The organism is Okeania hirsuta (assembly GCF_003838195.1).
GTDB classification, from domain to species: domain Bacteria; phylum Cyanobacteriota; class Cyanobacteriia; order Cyanobacteriales; family Microcoleaceae; genus Okeania; species Okeania hirsuta.
The window spans coordinates 1-15,565 of sequence record NZ_RCBY01000054.1; the positions used below are offsets into that span (position 1 = coordinate 1).

Sequence of the window (15,565 nt, forward strand, 5' to 3'; positions counted from 1 at the left end):
CAATTTCTTCAACAGTGACAGCTTCATCTGTGAATAGTACCTCAATTGCAGAACGAATCTTTAGTGCTTCCTCTCTCGATTCTACAACCTTAATCTTCAGTGCTGCTAGATCGCTAAGTATTTGTACTGCTTGGGCAACAGCTTCTTCTTCCTCAGAGGCAATTTCCTTTGATTCTTTTGACTCTTTGACCTCAATAAATTGCTCCGGACTAAATCCATTTTCTAATTCTGTGAGTATTTCACCAGAGTCCATCATTTCCACAAGCTTATCCATAGCTTTCTGACGAGCTCGGGGTGACTCTTTCCCCCTAACAGTTATAATCGTATCTGGATTTTGAGGCAAGGTATAACTAACCATAATTTGACTAACAATTTAGGTATAAATATAACTAATATACAGTAAAAATAATCATACCATTTTAGACGGAGCTAGCTGTAAATAATTAATAATTTTTGCCTGCCCTAAATTATTGTTAATGACGAGTGAAAAAAAATTGTAGTTAGCTCATATTTAACCTACTATAGCTATCCTAGATAGAATATGAACATTAGCTACATATCAAGAGAAGTCACTCTTAGTATTTAGATAACTAACATTTATTCAAAACTTATTTAGGACAGCTATATTACAATATTCTGATGTACGAAGTCTATGACTTAAATTATGAGGTTTCAATCTAATTAGCTATGCGAAATGGATGGCTGAAAAAACTACAGAGACTATCCCCTATTGAGAAAATACTGAGCTATTTGGATAGTGCTAACCCTACTTCTGAAAATAGCAGAGACTTAACAAATGTTTCATATCCACAGTGGCAACATCGTTTTTTGATTGCTCGACTAAATTTAACATTGTGGCTAGCTTTTTTCTTTTTCTTGAGTAGAAGTATACTCAGTTTAATCTTCTTCATACTAGATAAATACCCTCCTTTAGAAGAGTGGGAAATTGCCAGGATTTTAGTACATTTAACCTTACTTGGTTGTATATTTCTACTACGAAGTTCCTGGGGTAGTCGTCATCTTGGTCTAATATTTCTCTGCTTTTCTTGGTCTGTGACTATGATCGAGCAAATTTCAGATACAGTTACGAGAAATGTTAATCCTGAGTTTTTTGTCTGGATGTTGACTTTCTTTTCTCAGGCAACTTTAATTCCGGTTAGATGGTTTTTACACCTAATATCTCAGATTACTGTATTAGGTTATTACTTTGGTGTCAATCAGATTCTTGGTTTGGATATAGCACCTTTAGATTGGAATTTTATGAAGATGCATCTTGGCATTTTCTGGGTATGTTTAATTTGTGATATTTCTGTATATTTATATGAATCTTTGCACAAAACTGAGTTTAATACTAGATTACAATTAGAAACAGCATATCAAGAACTAAATTCAACTGAGGCTAAATATCGTAACATTTTTGAGAATTCAGTTGAAGGTATTTTTCAGTCTACACCAGATGGGCATTACCTTTATGGTAATCCTACTTTAGCCGAGATATTTGGTTATGACTCGCCAGAGGACATGATGGCAAAAGTTACTGATATTGGCAAACAAATTTATGTTAATTCTAACTCTAGAGATGAATTTATTGATTTAATTAGCAGGGATGGAAGTGTATTAAAGTTTGAGTATCAAGCTTATCGTGCTGATGGGAGTATCATCTGGGTTTCTGAGAATGCCAGAGCAGTGCGTGACCCAGAAGGTAATTTAATTGCTTATGAAGGTGATATTGAAAATATTACAGAGCGCAAGTGGGCAGAAACTGAAATAAAGAAAGCACTAGAAATAGAAAAAGAATTGAATCAACTTAAATCTCAATTTATTTCCATGGCATCCCATGAATTCCGTACTCCTTTAACTACTATATTAGCTTCGGCAGAAGCATTAGAATACTATAGTCATAAATGGAATGAAGAAAAAAAACTGACTTATTTGCGTCGTATACAAGCTACAGCTCAATATATGACAGGGTTACTTAATGATATATTAGTTATAGGCAAAAAAGAATCAGGTAATTTTGAATTTAACCCAGCACCATTAGATTTAGAAAATTTTTGTCGAGGTCTTATAGAAGATATTAAACTCAGTATTGGTAGTCAATATTCCCTTCATTTTGTGCTTCAAGAAGCCAAGCAATTAACAACGAAAGATTCTGGCAAAGATGGGATTAATCTAAGTATTTTAAATTTCATTCAATCGGATTCAATTCAGCAAGAACAAAAGCAAAATGATGCTATCTATAATGCTCCACCAGAATCACAAAATGAATCTAGGGCACAAATATTTGAATTGGTTTTCATAGATGAAAAATTGTTGCGACATATTCTATCCAACTTACTTTGGAATGCAGTTAAATATTCGACCCAAGGTAGTCATATTTTTCTCAAACTTTCTTACTTAAATAACTATGCAATTTTTCAAATTCAAGATGAAGGTATGGGAATTCCAGCAGCAGAACAAAAATATTTATTTGACTCTTTCTACCGCGCTCAAAATGCTATTAATATTTCTGGTACAGGGTTAGGACTTACTATTGTCAAAAATTGTGTAGATTTACATAGAGGTCAAATTTTTGTCGAAAGTGAAGTTGGGGTAGGAACTACATTTACTGTCATCTTACCGTTAAATTTAGAAAAGGAAAATATAAATGAAAAAAATTCTAGTGATTGAAGATGAAAAAGTAATTTTAGAAATAATTACAGATGTTTTAGAAGCAGAAAATTTTATAGCAATAGAGGCAGAAAATGGTAGAAGAGGAGTAGAAAAAGCTCTAGAAATTGTTCCAGATTTAATTATTTGTGATGTAATGATGCCAGAACTTGATGGTTATGAAGTATTAAAATTATTACGGAAAAATTTAGTAACAGAAACAATTCCATTTATTTTTCTGACTGCAAAATCCACAAAAGCTGATTTAAGAGAAGCAATGGAATTAGGAGCTGACGATTACTTGACAAAACCTTTTACCAGAGATGAATTAATGAAAGCAATTAATACCAGATTAGAAAAACAAGGAACTATTCAAAGAAAAACTCAAGAACAACTAGATGAATTAAGAAGTAGTATAACTTTATCTCTACCTCACGAACTACGCACTCCACTCAATGGAATTATTGGTTCTGCCAATTTTATTATTGAAGAGTTTCAAGAATTAGAAAACGATGAAATTTTAGAAATGGTAGAAAATATTCACATTTCTGCGCACCGTTTATATAGACTAATCCAGAATTTTTTACTATATGCAGATTTAGAGCTATTATCACGGGAGCGAGATAGATTAAAATTATTTACAACAGGTTCTGTTAGTAATCCTAAGTCAATAATTAGAGAGGTTGCTCTAGAAAAAGCAAGAAGTTTTAATCGCTTAAAAGACTTAGAGATTGCATCAGAAAATACTCATTTAAAAATTTCTGAGCCTAACTTTAGAAAAATTGTAGATGAATTATTAGACAATGCCTTTAAATTTTCTGATTTCGGCACAAAAGTTAAGGTAGTAGGTAGATTAGTTCATCATGTTTTTGCTGTTGATTTTATAGATTTTGGCAAAGGAATGAGTGTTAATGAAATTTCTAATATCGGAGCTTATAAACAATTTAATCGTAAAATATATGAGCAACAGGGATCGGGCTTAGGTCTCAGTATTGCTAAACAAATTACTGAATTACATAATGGGCAATTAAAAATCCAAAGTATTCCTTTAGAACAAACCACTGTAACTGTTTTTATCCCTACAAAGGTAACAGAAAAAGGCTGTTAAACTATGAGTTAATTTCTAACTGCTAATTTGATATTCATAGTTGATAGTTAAAATGGATAAAACCAATTTGATCGAGCAATGTCATATTAGTAAAGAAAAGAAAAAAGGAAAAACTGAAGTTGGAATTCGTAATCAAGAACATAAAAAGGAAAAATAATAGAAATAAGTATATAATAGGATTGGATTAGTTCCTTTTTAGGAGTAAAATATTTATTTTTTTTTGTGGGATTTATACATAAAAATTGGTATAATAGCTTAAAATAGATAACAAAAAATATAGATGAGTAAATATATAAATAATGTTACTTACCTAGTTATAGTATAATAACTTAAAATATTAATGGAAAATTACTAACAATGAAAGAAAAATTACTCAACTGGTTAGATACATTTTTAGTAGCAGATGTATTTCTAGTAATAATTGGTTTTGCTTGGTTCGCGATCGCTGTGATTGGTCGTTATTCTGGAGTGGCTTTAGGTCTGGATCTTTGGCATAGATTATGGGAACCAGTATTTACTCCAGCTATCGGAATTTTGATGGGAGGTGCAATTCTCAGTGGCATAATTAAACAAATTACCAAACGTTTAAATTCTAATTAACATCAAATTTGGTTCATTACTAATAAAAAAACTTTCTCCTTGTTACTTTGTTACTTTCGGCAAGTTTATTTCACTTTTTGTATTCCTTATTCTTCGTTTATTATTTATGAAAAATTCAATTGAACAAGAAAAGTTTAACCCTTGGAATTACAAACCTTGGTGGTGTCAACCTTGGTCAATACTTATGACAGGAATCACTATTATTAGTAGTAGTTGGTTAGTGTTTAAAATTGTTTGGTTAACAGTTATTATCTCTATTCCTATATTAACTTGGATGGGATTTTTCCTGGTAGTTTGGCCTAAATTAATGGCAGAATCAAGAATGTGATAAAAATTGATTTTACAGCCATACATTCAGCATAATTAGGTCACAAAATCTATATTAAATAAAAATGAGATCTAACCATAAAAAAAGTAGAATTGCATCGGTTACAAACAGAGATTAATATCACTGTTGCTGTTTCTAAACAAGTCTAAAATTGTATCAAAAATTTAGATTCAATTATATATGTTCAGTAACGCATATTTAATCAAGAATGGTTCTGGGTGGGAATTTGTCAGTGAAGAGATTTTAGAAGATTTTCTTGATGAAAACTTAGAAATTTTACTAGGTTTGAAGGTCTTAGACAGACAATATATCGTTAATATTCAAAGGTGCGATATTTTAGCTATTGATAGTCAGGAAAAATTAGTGGTGTTGGAGTTAAAAAATGTTGAGGATAGGGGAATTGTTCAACAGTTGACTCGTTATTATGATGCTTTGTTAGATGAGAAACCTTTTAGTGACAAAGTTGATTATCAGCAACCTGTGAGATTAGTGGCAATTACTCCTAGTTTTCATCGGGATAATTTTACAGATCGAAAATATCACACTCTTGATTTTCAGTTTTTAGAGTTTTCTGTTATTTCAGATGGGAATAACTTTTATTTTTGTTTGAAAGATATTGATAATGGGGAGATTTCAAAGGCAATTATTCCCTATCAGGAGCTAGAAAATGATTTAGATTTACCTACCCCACCCACAGTACTTTTGAAAGTTGTAAATAATTTAGATGTTCAACAGCAGGAGGAGGTATTGAGAGTTTGACAGAAAATTCTGAAGTTTGACAGTAGGATGCAAGAATTTTCTTCTGCTGGGAGTATTAAATATGGAATTGGTAGTGGGAAAAGTTGTAAATTTTGTGCTGAATTTTTCCTGGATAAAGGCGAATTAATAATATTTCTCTGGATACCATATAAAGGAGGTGAAAGTTCGAGAATTGGCAGAGCTAGAATTTGGAAAGATTGGCAAGATCAAGCTTTGATTGAAGGTTATGTATCCAGTGGAGTAGGAACAGAAATAAATCGGCATAAAAGGAGTATGCAAAAATTAATAGAAGCAATTGAAATAGGAGGTAATTATTCTCAGTTTTCTATCGATATTGGTAATCGTATATACTACTTTTCGTTACCGATAAGCAAAAATATGAGGGAAAAATATATTAAAGCAGTTCTTAGAATTATGAAATATCCCAAAAAAACCAAAACCTCTCACCTGTGAAGATATGGAGCTATTTAAACATTATAAAAAACTATGGGAAGCAAGAATAGGAGAAGAATTAAAAACAGAAATTTTAGATTGTTATAAATCTCTAGACTCATTAATTGATTTGGGTGCATCTCACATTTGCAAAAATACTTTTTTCCTATATATTCCCTATTCCCTGTTACCTGTTGCCTGTTGCCTAAAAGCGATAAAATTTTGGCTTTATTCTTGCATTGAGATGCACCCATTGATTTAGCATTAGAAAAATGGCGTTCGAGACTTTAAATATAATTTAGATAAAGTTCTATTTATCTTTTTCTTTATTGGTTTAATATCCTACCGTCTACAGAGTTTCTACAATTTGGTTAGGATTTGTAGACGCGGAGGGAATGCTTAAAAGTTGCCCCATCCACTTTTTTCTTCTTCCTTCTTCAATATTTGCTATAAAATTTCTGTAAAATTACCCCAAAATTAAATTATTGGCTGACGATAAAAAAATTTGATACAATGTAGCTAAAACTTAGCTAATATACATAAAAATGACCCAGCCAATATTATCAATTGTAGTACCCACAAGAGAAGGTCTTCCTGAATATTGGATCGAAACCCTTTTAAAAATCAATGGAGATGTAGAGTTAATTTTAGCCCACCCTCCAGGAATGGAAAAACTGCCAATTAGCGACCCCCGAATGCAACAAATAAATAGTTCATTTCGCGGAGAAATAATTCAAAGAATGACTGGGTTAGTAAATGCTTCGGGAAAATATATTTTAACAGTAAATTGTGATGAACTTTTGCATCCAGATATTGCAGAAATAACTAGAAAATATTTTACTAAATATCCTGATAGTTGGGTTTTAAGGCTTAATAGAAAAGATGTAAAATATGGTGATGAGGCTAGTTTAAAATCTCCATGGGAATCAATATTTAATATTGATGAAATGAATACTTGTGGTGTAAGGACGGGAGACCAAAAATTACAAAATCAACCGAATTATATGGTGGAAATACCCATAGCTCCTTTGCATAATAAATTCAATCCCTTGTGTCTTTTAGGGAAAAGAAAAGATCATCAAGGATGGCATACAGAAAACTTTGATAAAAAGGTATGGAAAAATGAAATAGTACAAGCAACTTTGGCAGATATTAGAGATGCGATGATTTTGTCAGGACCGTTTAAATATTTTCCTTTTTGGTGTTTGGATAGATTATTAGGACTTTCTATTCAAGCAAAGTATTATGAGCAAGGAAAAATTATCGGTCATAAATTGCCTAAACCAGAACAAATTAGGATTGAAGATAATCCTCCTGAATACAAAAGAACCAAAAGATTTTATGTATTTGCCGAATTTTTATTACTGAAAAATAATCCTCAATATGGCTATCTCTGGAATTTGATTTTAGCTCAATTAACAGAGATTCCTGTAAGAGCAGTTTCTTCTGTTAGTCGTCAGCTATCTAAGAATAAAATGCAGAAAATTACTGATGGATAATGTTCAAAAATTAATAATTAATAATTACCTCTCCTTGAAAAGAAGAGGATTGACTAATCATGATTTTTTTTCTTTATTATCCCCTTGAAAAGGGAGGTTTTAAACCACAATTTTTCGGTAATTAGTAATTAGTAATGGGGAAATAAAAAAGCAAATCGCGAAAAGGTTTAATGCAATTATTTATAGCCTCAATTTGCAGGTATTCTCTAGTGATAGGGCGCTTGCCAACAAGGAAGTAAGTAGGGATGTTCTATGAAATGTCCCTAAAAAATTGTTATTATTAGGTGTTTGTAAATTGAGCTATGAATGATCGGGAACTGGAAAATCTTTACTAATTAAAGATCATGGATCAGTAAACAAACAGAATACTTCAATAAAACTACCGACGTGTGAATAACACAAAGTTTAGTGCTGAAACGAGGTCAAGGCTGGATTAATCGAGTTAGAGAATCAATGCAGAATTAAATCGTAGGTTTTTGTTCAAATACTTCATCTGGTCTGTGTTGTTATTCCAGCAATGGTAGACTACTAATCATATCACACAAAAAACTATCAAAAGGCAAACTATTAAGAAGACAGAAGAAAATACTCATCCTTTACCCCCTGGTAGTTTTGGACTTCCATTAATTGGTGAAACCATTGATTTTCTAAGAGATCGTAATTTCGCTGATCGACGAGAAGAAAAATACGGTACTATCTTCAAAACTCATATATTAGGTCGTCCTACAATTGTAATGATTGGCCCTGAAGCAAACCGTTTTATTCTCCAGACTCATTTTGACCATTTTTCCTGGCATGACGGTTGGCCGAAAAGTTTTCACGAACTTTTAGGCAGATCTCTTTTCTTGCAAGAAGGGGAAGAACATCAAAGAAACCGTCGATTATTAATGCCTGCTTTTCATGGGCAAGCTTTAAGGAATTATTTTGCAACTATGGTTGATACTATCAATCGTTATTTGGTGAAATGGTCTGAGATGAAACATCTGACTTTACTACCAGAAATGAAACAGATGACCTTTGAAGTTGCGAGTATATTGCTTTTAGGTAGTAAACCAGGAACAAAAACTGCACTTTTGTCTCGAAAATTTAGCGAACTAACCGCAGGTTTATTTAGTTTTCCCATTAGGCTACCTTTTACTACTTATACCTCAGCGTTGAAGGCGAGAGATTTTTTACTGAAGCATATAGAAGCAGAAATCAGAGAAAGAGAAAAAAATCCGACTCAAGATGCACTAAGTTTATTAATCGAAACTAGAGATGAAGAAGGGAATAGTCTCAGTCTGGAAGAAATTAAAGTGCAGGCACTACTTATGCTATTTGCTGGACATGAAACCACAACATCAATGCTTACCTCATTATGTATGGCATTAGCACAACATCCTGATATTTTGGCACAAGCAAAAGCGGAGCAAGAAAATTTAAAACAGCAGGGAGAGTTGAGTAATGAGCAATTCAAACAAATGCCTTATTTAGAGCAAGTGCTCAAAGAAGTAGAAAGACTATATCCTCCTGTTGGTGGAGGTTTTCGAGGTGTGGTTAAACCTTTTACCTATAACGGTTACTATGTGCCTCAAGGTTGGCAGGTATTATATCGTATTGAAAAAACTCACCAAGATCGAAGAGTTTATACTAATCCTTCCGAATTCGATCCAGAGCGTTTTGATCGAGAAAGAGCTGAAGATAAGAAGATGGATTATAGCTTAGTTGGTTTTGGTGGAGGTTCCAGATTTTGTTTGGGTTATGCTTTTGCCCAAATGGAAATGAAAATTTTTAGTTCTCTACTATTGCGTAATTATCAGTGGAAATTAGAGCCAAATCAAGATTTATCCCTTAGTTCTATTCCCAGTTTACATCCTCGTTCTGGTTTGAAAATACTAATGATGAAAAATTCAGGCTAGTGCCACTATGCGGAAGTCAAAAGTCAAAAGTATTGATTGGTAAAGCTTTTAGGATTTTGTAACTGGTTAGTTATTTCTGCCATCCTACACTAGAACTTTACCAAAAAATTGGGTCTCTTCCCCTCACCCATAAGCAGGCGACTTTTTGATTTATCAAGTAGAAAAAAATATTCTATGGTGTTATTGTCGCGGGTGGGCTAATAGACATCTCCTGAATAGTTATAATTAGGATTATAGATAGAAGAGATATCTCAAACCTCTGAGATTGCTTTCCTTACGGAATGCTACGCAAACCTTCCACTCCGTTCCAGTCGCAATGACTTTATTATAAGTGATTATCCGAACATGATATAAGTCCTATAAAAATTAACTACCATTTGCAAACTGCTAATTCCCAATTACTAATTACTAAAATTTAACCGGAAGCGAGGGGGGAGAATTTGTAGCTAAATTCAGAGAGAAGGATATTGGAAATCTCCAAATTACCATCCTCTAATTCTGCTGAAATATTCATAGAGGAATTTAGCTATGCGAAATAGAAATGAAACTATTAGTGATATTATCGATAAGCGTCGTCCCCTTGTTCAGAAAATTGAACGCACAGAGACCAATCTTAGGGAACTTACCTCCGCGCTACACGCTCTCGAATCTCAACGCAATCAATTAATTACACAAATAGAAGACCGGAAAATTCAAGGTAGACTGGCGGAAATTGATTTTCTGGCGCTACATCTGAAAATTGCTACAGAGTTAGAAGCGTTGGCAAAACTGAAGGTGCGTTTTTCCCGCGATACATTGAATATTGGGGTAGTTGGTCGTGCTAGACAAGGAAAAAGTCGTCTTTTGCAAAGTTTAACGGGATTGACCACAACAGAAATTCCCGACGGCGATCGCCAACATTGTACGGGTGTTCGTAGCATGATTCGTCATAACCCTAATGTTACGACTTTCGGTGAGGTTTATTTTCATTCGGAGCGGTCGTTTATTGATGATGTCATTGCCCCCTATTATGAAAAGCTACATCTGGGTGCTAAACCTAATAATTTAGTCGAATTTGCTTCTAAACCTTTGCCACCATTGCCAGAAAATTTGCCTGGATATGCTGCACCGGGTGCGATGTATGAACATTTGAATCGATATCATACTAATATTGATAAATATGTGGGATTATTAAATTCTCCACCCAAGCGTATTTCTAGTAATGAAATTCGGGAATATGTGGCTCAAGATACTGCTGATGGTCAACGGATATTTTTTAATTATTTAGCAGTTAAAGAAGTGAAAATTACCTGCCCTTTTCCTAATACTGATGTTGGGCAAATAGCTTTAGTTGATATGCCTGGATTAGGTGATACTGGTGTGGGAGATGAAACACGATTAATTCAGACATTAAGTCAGGATATTGATGCTGTTTTATTTGTGAGAATGCCTAGCGCTAAAGGTGACTATTGGGCAGATGTTGATGTCCGACTTTATGACACAGCTAGGGCGGCAATTGTAGATTTGCCTTTGGATTTGTGGTCTTTTATGATTCTCAATCAAACTAATGCTAATTCTGCTAATGGTGATAATTTGAATAATTGTCAAGACTTGGCTGACGATCTTGATAAAAAACATCTGAATTTAGTGGATTGTATTATTGCTAATTGTGCTGATGTGGAAGTAGCTAATCTGAAAATATTAGATACTGTTTTGAATTATTTAGCTACTAAAATTCAGAGCTTAGATCGACAATATGCTGCTTCTTGTCAAGAGCGGATGGTGGAGTTACAAAAAATTGTAGAGGTGGAAATAGAAAAGGCGCGTCAGGCTTTAGCAAGTCCTACTGCAAATCAAAATGAAATGGGAGTTTTTCTACCTTTATATAATCAGTTGATGAGTAATTTATCGGTGGGTTTAATGGAATTGCTGGATAATTTTAAGCAGCAACGTTATCTGGTAGATGAAGATTTTTTTAAACCTCAAGTAGAGGTAGCAATTCAAAGTTGTAAGGAAGATCCGGGAATTCCTAGTTTACAAGAGATTAAGGTTAGACATCGGGAAAAAGGTTCTTGGGAAATTGTTTATGCTGAATATTTACATAAAATTCGGACTCATTTAACTCGACATTTTAATTCCTTAGATAATGGGTTAAAACAATTAATTGATGATGCCAAGTATCAAATAACTCAAATATTAACCGAACAAGGAAAATTGGGAGGTTTAACTACTGCTAGGGGAGCCGATTTTTTGCAAGTTATTGCCCAGAATAAAGTGTCTGAGTTACAACCTAATTTACGCAGAGCTTTCCAAAATTTATGGAATTTTGAAATGTCTTATGAGGTAAATTTTCATTACCGAATTAGACAACACTTAGATGACTTAACTCCTGACGATACTTCCCTCCGGTTATCTGCTAAACCCACCGCTGAAGAAGTGCTAGAAAATTTAGAACAATTGCACCAAGAAACAGTTTATAAATGTCAAGAAGCCTTAACAGATTTATCATCAGAACCAAAATTAGCCGTATTTGCTGCAGTAGAAGAATTTGTCGATCAAGTATTGCGTGGAGAAGAAATAAAAAATGAATGGCCTGTATTTTTATATGAGGTGCGATCGCCTGTTTGGCCTGCTTATTTTAAACCCATGGGAGAGGGTTCAGATTCACTTAAAGAATGGCAAAGGTTAGTAGATATAGTTGGTAAGGCTAATCAATTAGAATTTCTACAATTTATTAATTAATAGTTAGGGAATAGGAGATAGAAAGAGGTTTTGGGGGATATTATATAGGATTAATCTCAATATTTTATAGCAATGGCAGTGGGAGCATCTTGCTCCCGTAGGTAAGCGAGACGTTTACATTATCACTTATCTATTAAGTGTAAGTAGGCAGACTAATATTACAGCATATTCCATGATGAATATATCCATAGCGGTCAAGATGCCCACACTACAAACATCCGATCATTAATATCTAGACACCTCCGATAATTAAAAATTAAATCAATTATTATCCATAAATTATCAATTACTCCCCTCCTGGGAGGGGGAGGGGCGAGGGGTGGGTTCCCTATTCCCTCTCCCCTCTTTTGAAGGATATGTCTTCTGTACTTCAGATACGAGCGAATTTGCTGTAACTTTTTGAACTATTAACTACTCTTCAAATTGACAATAAAATCAAGGAATTATGATTACTATGAATGAACTAAAAATCACACTTCTAGGTCCTAGCGCTGTTGGTAAAACTAGCCTATTAACTTCAATGTACGAACAATTTAAAAGAATAAGTTTTCAGGCTAACCTCCAACTAATTCCGGAAGCAGAAAGTCACGCTATTCTCAAAAAACGCCTCAAAGAATTAAAAAGTGTCACAGAAACTTTTAAAGTCCAACCAGGAGCAGGTATTCCCGGTTCTTCAGAAGTTCGTTCTTTTATATTTGACTTAGCTGAACAGGATAAAAAGCCATTTTTAAGACTGAATTTTTATGACTATCCAGGAGGTTATATTTCTGATAAAGCTAGTCCTAACGAGAGAAAATTTGTCAGGGAATTGATGAATGATGCTGCTGTAGTTGTAATTGCTATTGATACGCCAGCATTAATGATGTCTAAGGGAAAATTTAATGAATATGTGAATAAACCAAAGCAAATAACAGCCATGTTTAAAGAAGCTTATAAAGATATTCGAGAACCTCGCTTAGTCATATTTGCTCCAGTTAAATGCGAGATGGAAATGACAAAAGGAGAGAGAGCAGCCAAACAATTATTAGAAAGAATCAAAAAGGAATATGCCGACTTGCTTAATTTCTTATCCTCTCCACCATTAAATTCTCAAGTTGCCATTGCCATTACTCCAGTACAAACTTTGGGTTGTGTAATTTGTACAACCATTGAAGAACCAAGAAATAATTATTTACCTACTTTTGGATTTAGAAAAATTAGTCGCAATGCTGAATATAATCCCGTGGATAATGACCAACCTTTACGTTACTTATTACGGTTTTTGTTGAAAATGCACCATGAAGGGCGTACCCCTAAATTTTTACAAGCTGTTGTTAGTTGGATTGGTTTAGATGCTCATATTAAAAATGCTTTGACTCAGTTTTCTAAGGGCTGTAAAAATACTGCGGGTTTTGTCGTACTTCAGGGCAGAGATTTATTTTGAAGAAGGAGACAGGAGACAGGAGGGAAATTACTTATGGATAGTCTTCGACAAGCCGCTCCGCGTCTACGCTCCCCCAAGTAATTTTGAACACCGTGTAGACGGTGGGGTATTATACCAAGCGTGAAAAAAGAATGTTACGAACAGTAAGGGGAATAAAAATACAAATGCAAGATATGTCCTTTGACAAAAAAATGATTTCCAACCTGAAAATGGTATTGAAGCAATTCATTCTGTCTCCTGTCTCCTGTCTCCTGACTCCTAAGAAATACCCTAACTATTTGTAGCAAACATTTATCAAATTGGTATTAAACCCATAAAGAAAATGATAACTTATAGTTGTTGATATTAGAGTGCTTTAAAAATTTAAGTTATTGATTTAGAAATTTCATCAAATCCTATTAATACCATCGTGTATTACCTTTACTAATGCACCCTACTATCTAATACCAGTTTAATAAATCTTTGCTACAAATATTTAGGTTATTGCTATTGAGTCAGGAGACAGGAGACAGGAGTCAAGAGGCATAATGAATAGCTTCCATACCATTTCTTAGTTCATAACTTATCTTATTAGTCAAAGGGACATTTACTATAAATTCTTTTTATTGCCCAAATTAATTCGTAACATTCTTTTTTCACGCTTGGTATAAGAAGAAAATGAGTGATTTATCAATCGAATTGTTTGTAGTGCTTGCTCCCTATCAAAGCAAAATTTATTACTTTAGAAGTGACAGATAATTGTAGTTACTTGATATGAATAAGTGGCGTATTAATTCATAATTTATGGTCAAAAAATACCAGATTATGAGGAAAATTTAATCTAACAAACATACGATAACCAGTCCCAAATACAAATACCTATTTTATTCATTATTTTTATCTTTTTATTTTGGATTTAATATCCCACCGTCTACGCAGTTTTTATATCAAATTCTCTTAATTCGGTATAAAAAATTTTTCATCTTCAGCCAGAGCGAAAATCTTTCTAAATTCTCTTCTCTCCTGACTCCTAATAACTATCTAATTATGTCAATGCTACCGGATTTGATATTATTATTGGTTGGGTTTTGAGTCCCTATCCACTTTTTCTTCCTTCTTCCTTCTTCCTTCTTCAAATTATCAAATTTAAAACAGGAGATTTATATGGAAATATATATTGAAAGTAGAGGCTTTTATCAAGATGATGATTATCGTTGGCTAAAGGTTACTGAAGAGAGTAAAACTAGAATAGATAAACAAAATTTGCCTGCTATACTTCAGGAAGCAAATAAACTAATTGATAGTGAGTCTGCTTCAGTAGTTTTAAGTAGGAAAAATAATAACTTACTGTGTTTATTAACAGGTATCGAACCTACAGAGCGAGTTGATTTTGCCGACCGTCAAATTCGGATTTCCATAGCTTGGGTAATTTCAGATTATCCAGATAATGAAAGAACTTTACGAATGTTGGCTGCTGCTGCTTTAAATACAGAAGAAAGACAACATTTCACAGTAGAAATTAGTCAAGCTGTAAGTTTAGGAGGAGAGCTTGGTTTTCAAGTTGATTTTCAGCATCTACAAAAATTAACTAATACTGAACAAGCTAAAAAAATACTCCAAGATAAGTTGCCAAATACCACTAATAAAATTGCCGAAACTTCACCCCAACGTCAACAGGAATTAGCTGTGGAATTGAAAGAATATCGCTTGCCAACTCAACAGAGTTTAATTGTAGTTGTAACCGGAATAAAAAAAGAGCAAACTTTAATTGATGCTGATATTTGGCGTGGTTTATCTAGTTTAGTCTTATCTTCAGATTGGCAGATTGTTAACCGTACCTTGCCAGACAAAAATATTGCCAATAAATTATCAAAATACTTCAATAACTTGATGATTATTATTGGAGTTATTAGTGCAGTCTCTTTATTAGCTAAGACTTTACATTTTTTCTAACTTATATCATGTCCGGTAGCATCGGTATTGTAAGCGCGAAGGTAAGGAAGACCGAAGTTGGAAGAGGGAAAAGGAAGGAAGGCTATTGAGCAAGAAAAAAACTTAAATCTGTAGATATTCACCCTTGGGTTTATACAAACGATTGCCTTCGGATATGAGGACATGATATTAATAGTAGACTTCGACCTGAGTTTCTCTAACTTTAATCATTAGAGT

Annotated in this window: 13 protein-coding genes; 12 read left to right on the forward strand and 1 reads right to left on the reverse strand. The window is 33.6% G+C overall.

What is annotated here, in order from left to right:
• On the reverse strand, positions 1 to 358 hold a 358-nt coding region (locus tag D5R40_RS11550; RefSeq protein ID WP_124154674.1), incomplete at its 3' end, for a hypothetical protein.
• A 392-nt stretch (positions 359 to 750) separates the two neighbouring features.
• On the opposite strand from D5R40_RS11550, the gene D5R40_RS11555 reads away from it, so the two are divergent.
• The 12 genes from D5R40_RS11555 (at position 751) to D5R40_RS11605 (ending at position 15,349) form a co-directional block, all read left to right on the forward strand.
• Positions 751 to 2,670: a PAS domain-containing sensor histidine kinase gene (locus D5R40_RS11555; protein ID WP_161564521.1), complete on the forward strand. Its 1,920-nt coding sequence runs from the start codon at positions 751 to 753 to the stop codon at positions 2,668 to 2,670.
• Complete coding sequence (locus tag D5R40_RS11560) at positions 2,648 to 3,757, forward strand: hybrid sensor histidine kinase/response regulator (RefSeq protein ID WP_124144974.1); 1,110 nt, start codon at positions 2,648 to 2,650, stop codon at positions 3,755 to 3,757. The genes D5R40_RS11555 and D5R40_RS11560 overlap by 23 nt, the downstream gene beginning before the upstream one ends.
• Positions 3,758 to 4,114: 357 nt before the next feature.
• Complete coding sequence (locus tag D5R40_RS11565; protein ID WP_124144973.1) at positions 4,115 to 4,357, forward strand: DUF8620 family protein; 243 nt, start codon at positions 4,115 to 4,117, stop codon at positions 4,355 to 4,357.
• A 106-nt stretch (positions 4,358 to 4,463) separates the two neighbouring features.
• On the forward strand, positions 4,464 to 4,685 hold the full coding sequence (locus D5R40_RS11570) for a DUF6737 family protein (protein WP_124144972.1): 222 nt from the start codon (positions 4,464 to 4,466) through the stop codon (positions 4,683 to 4,685).
• 180 nt (positions 4,686 to 4,865) lie between these two features.
• On the forward strand, positions 4,866 to 5,444 hold the full coding sequence (locus D5R40_RS11575) for an endonuclease NucS domain-containing protein (protein ID WP_124144971.1): 579 nt from the start codon (positions 4,866 to 4,868) through the stop codon (positions 5,442 to 5,444).
• Positions 5,445 to 5,471: 27 nt separating this feature from the next.
• Entirely contained in the window at positions 5,472 to 5,897 is a 426-nt protein-coding gene (locus D5R40_RS11580) for a hypothetical protein (protein WP_124144970.1), read from the forward strand.
• 524 nt (positions 5,898 to 6,421) lie between these two features.
• Entirely contained in the window at positions 6,422 to 7,375 is a 954-nt protein-coding gene (locus tag D5R40_RS11585) for a glycosyltransferase family protein (protein WP_124144969.1), read from the forward strand.
• A gap of 566 nt (positions 7,376 to 7,941) precedes the next feature.
• Positions 7,942 to 9,273, forward strand: a complete 1,332-nt coding sequence (locus D5R40_RS11590; RefSeq protein ID WP_124144968.1) for a cytochrome P450 — start codon at positions 7,942 to 7,944, stop codon at positions 9,271 to 9,273.
• 528 nt (positions 9,274 to 9,801) lie between these two features.
• Positions 9,802 to 11,994: a GTPase family protein gene (locus D5R40_RS11595; RefSeq protein WP_124144967.1), complete on the forward strand. Its 2,193-nt coding sequence runs from the start codon at positions 9,802 to 9,804 to the stop codon at positions 11,992 to 11,994.
• A 454-nt stretch (positions 11,995 to 12,448) separates the two neighbouring features.
• The gene (locus tag D5R40_RS11600; RefSeq protein WP_124144978.1) at positions 12,449 to 13,417 is read left to right on the forward strand and encodes a TRAFAC clade GTPase domain-containing protein; all 969 of its coding nucleotides are present in this window, start codon (positions 12,449 to 12,451) and stop codon (positions 13,415 to 13,417) included.
• Positions 13,386 to 13,541, forward strand: a complete 156-nt coding sequence (locus tag D5R40_RS35075; protein ID WP_161564520.1) for a hypothetical protein — start codon at positions 13,386 to 13,388, stop codon at positions 13,539 to 13,541. Before D5R40_RS11600 ends, D5R40_RS35075 begins: the two co-directional genes overlap by 32 nt.
• A gap of 1,019 nt (positions 13,542 to 14,560) precedes the next feature.
• Entirely contained in the window at positions 14,561 to 15,349 is a 789-nt protein-coding gene (locus D5R40_RS11605; protein WP_124144966.1) for a hypothetical protein, read from the forward strand.
• The last annotated feature ends 216 nt before the right edge of the window (positions 15,350 to 15,565 follow it).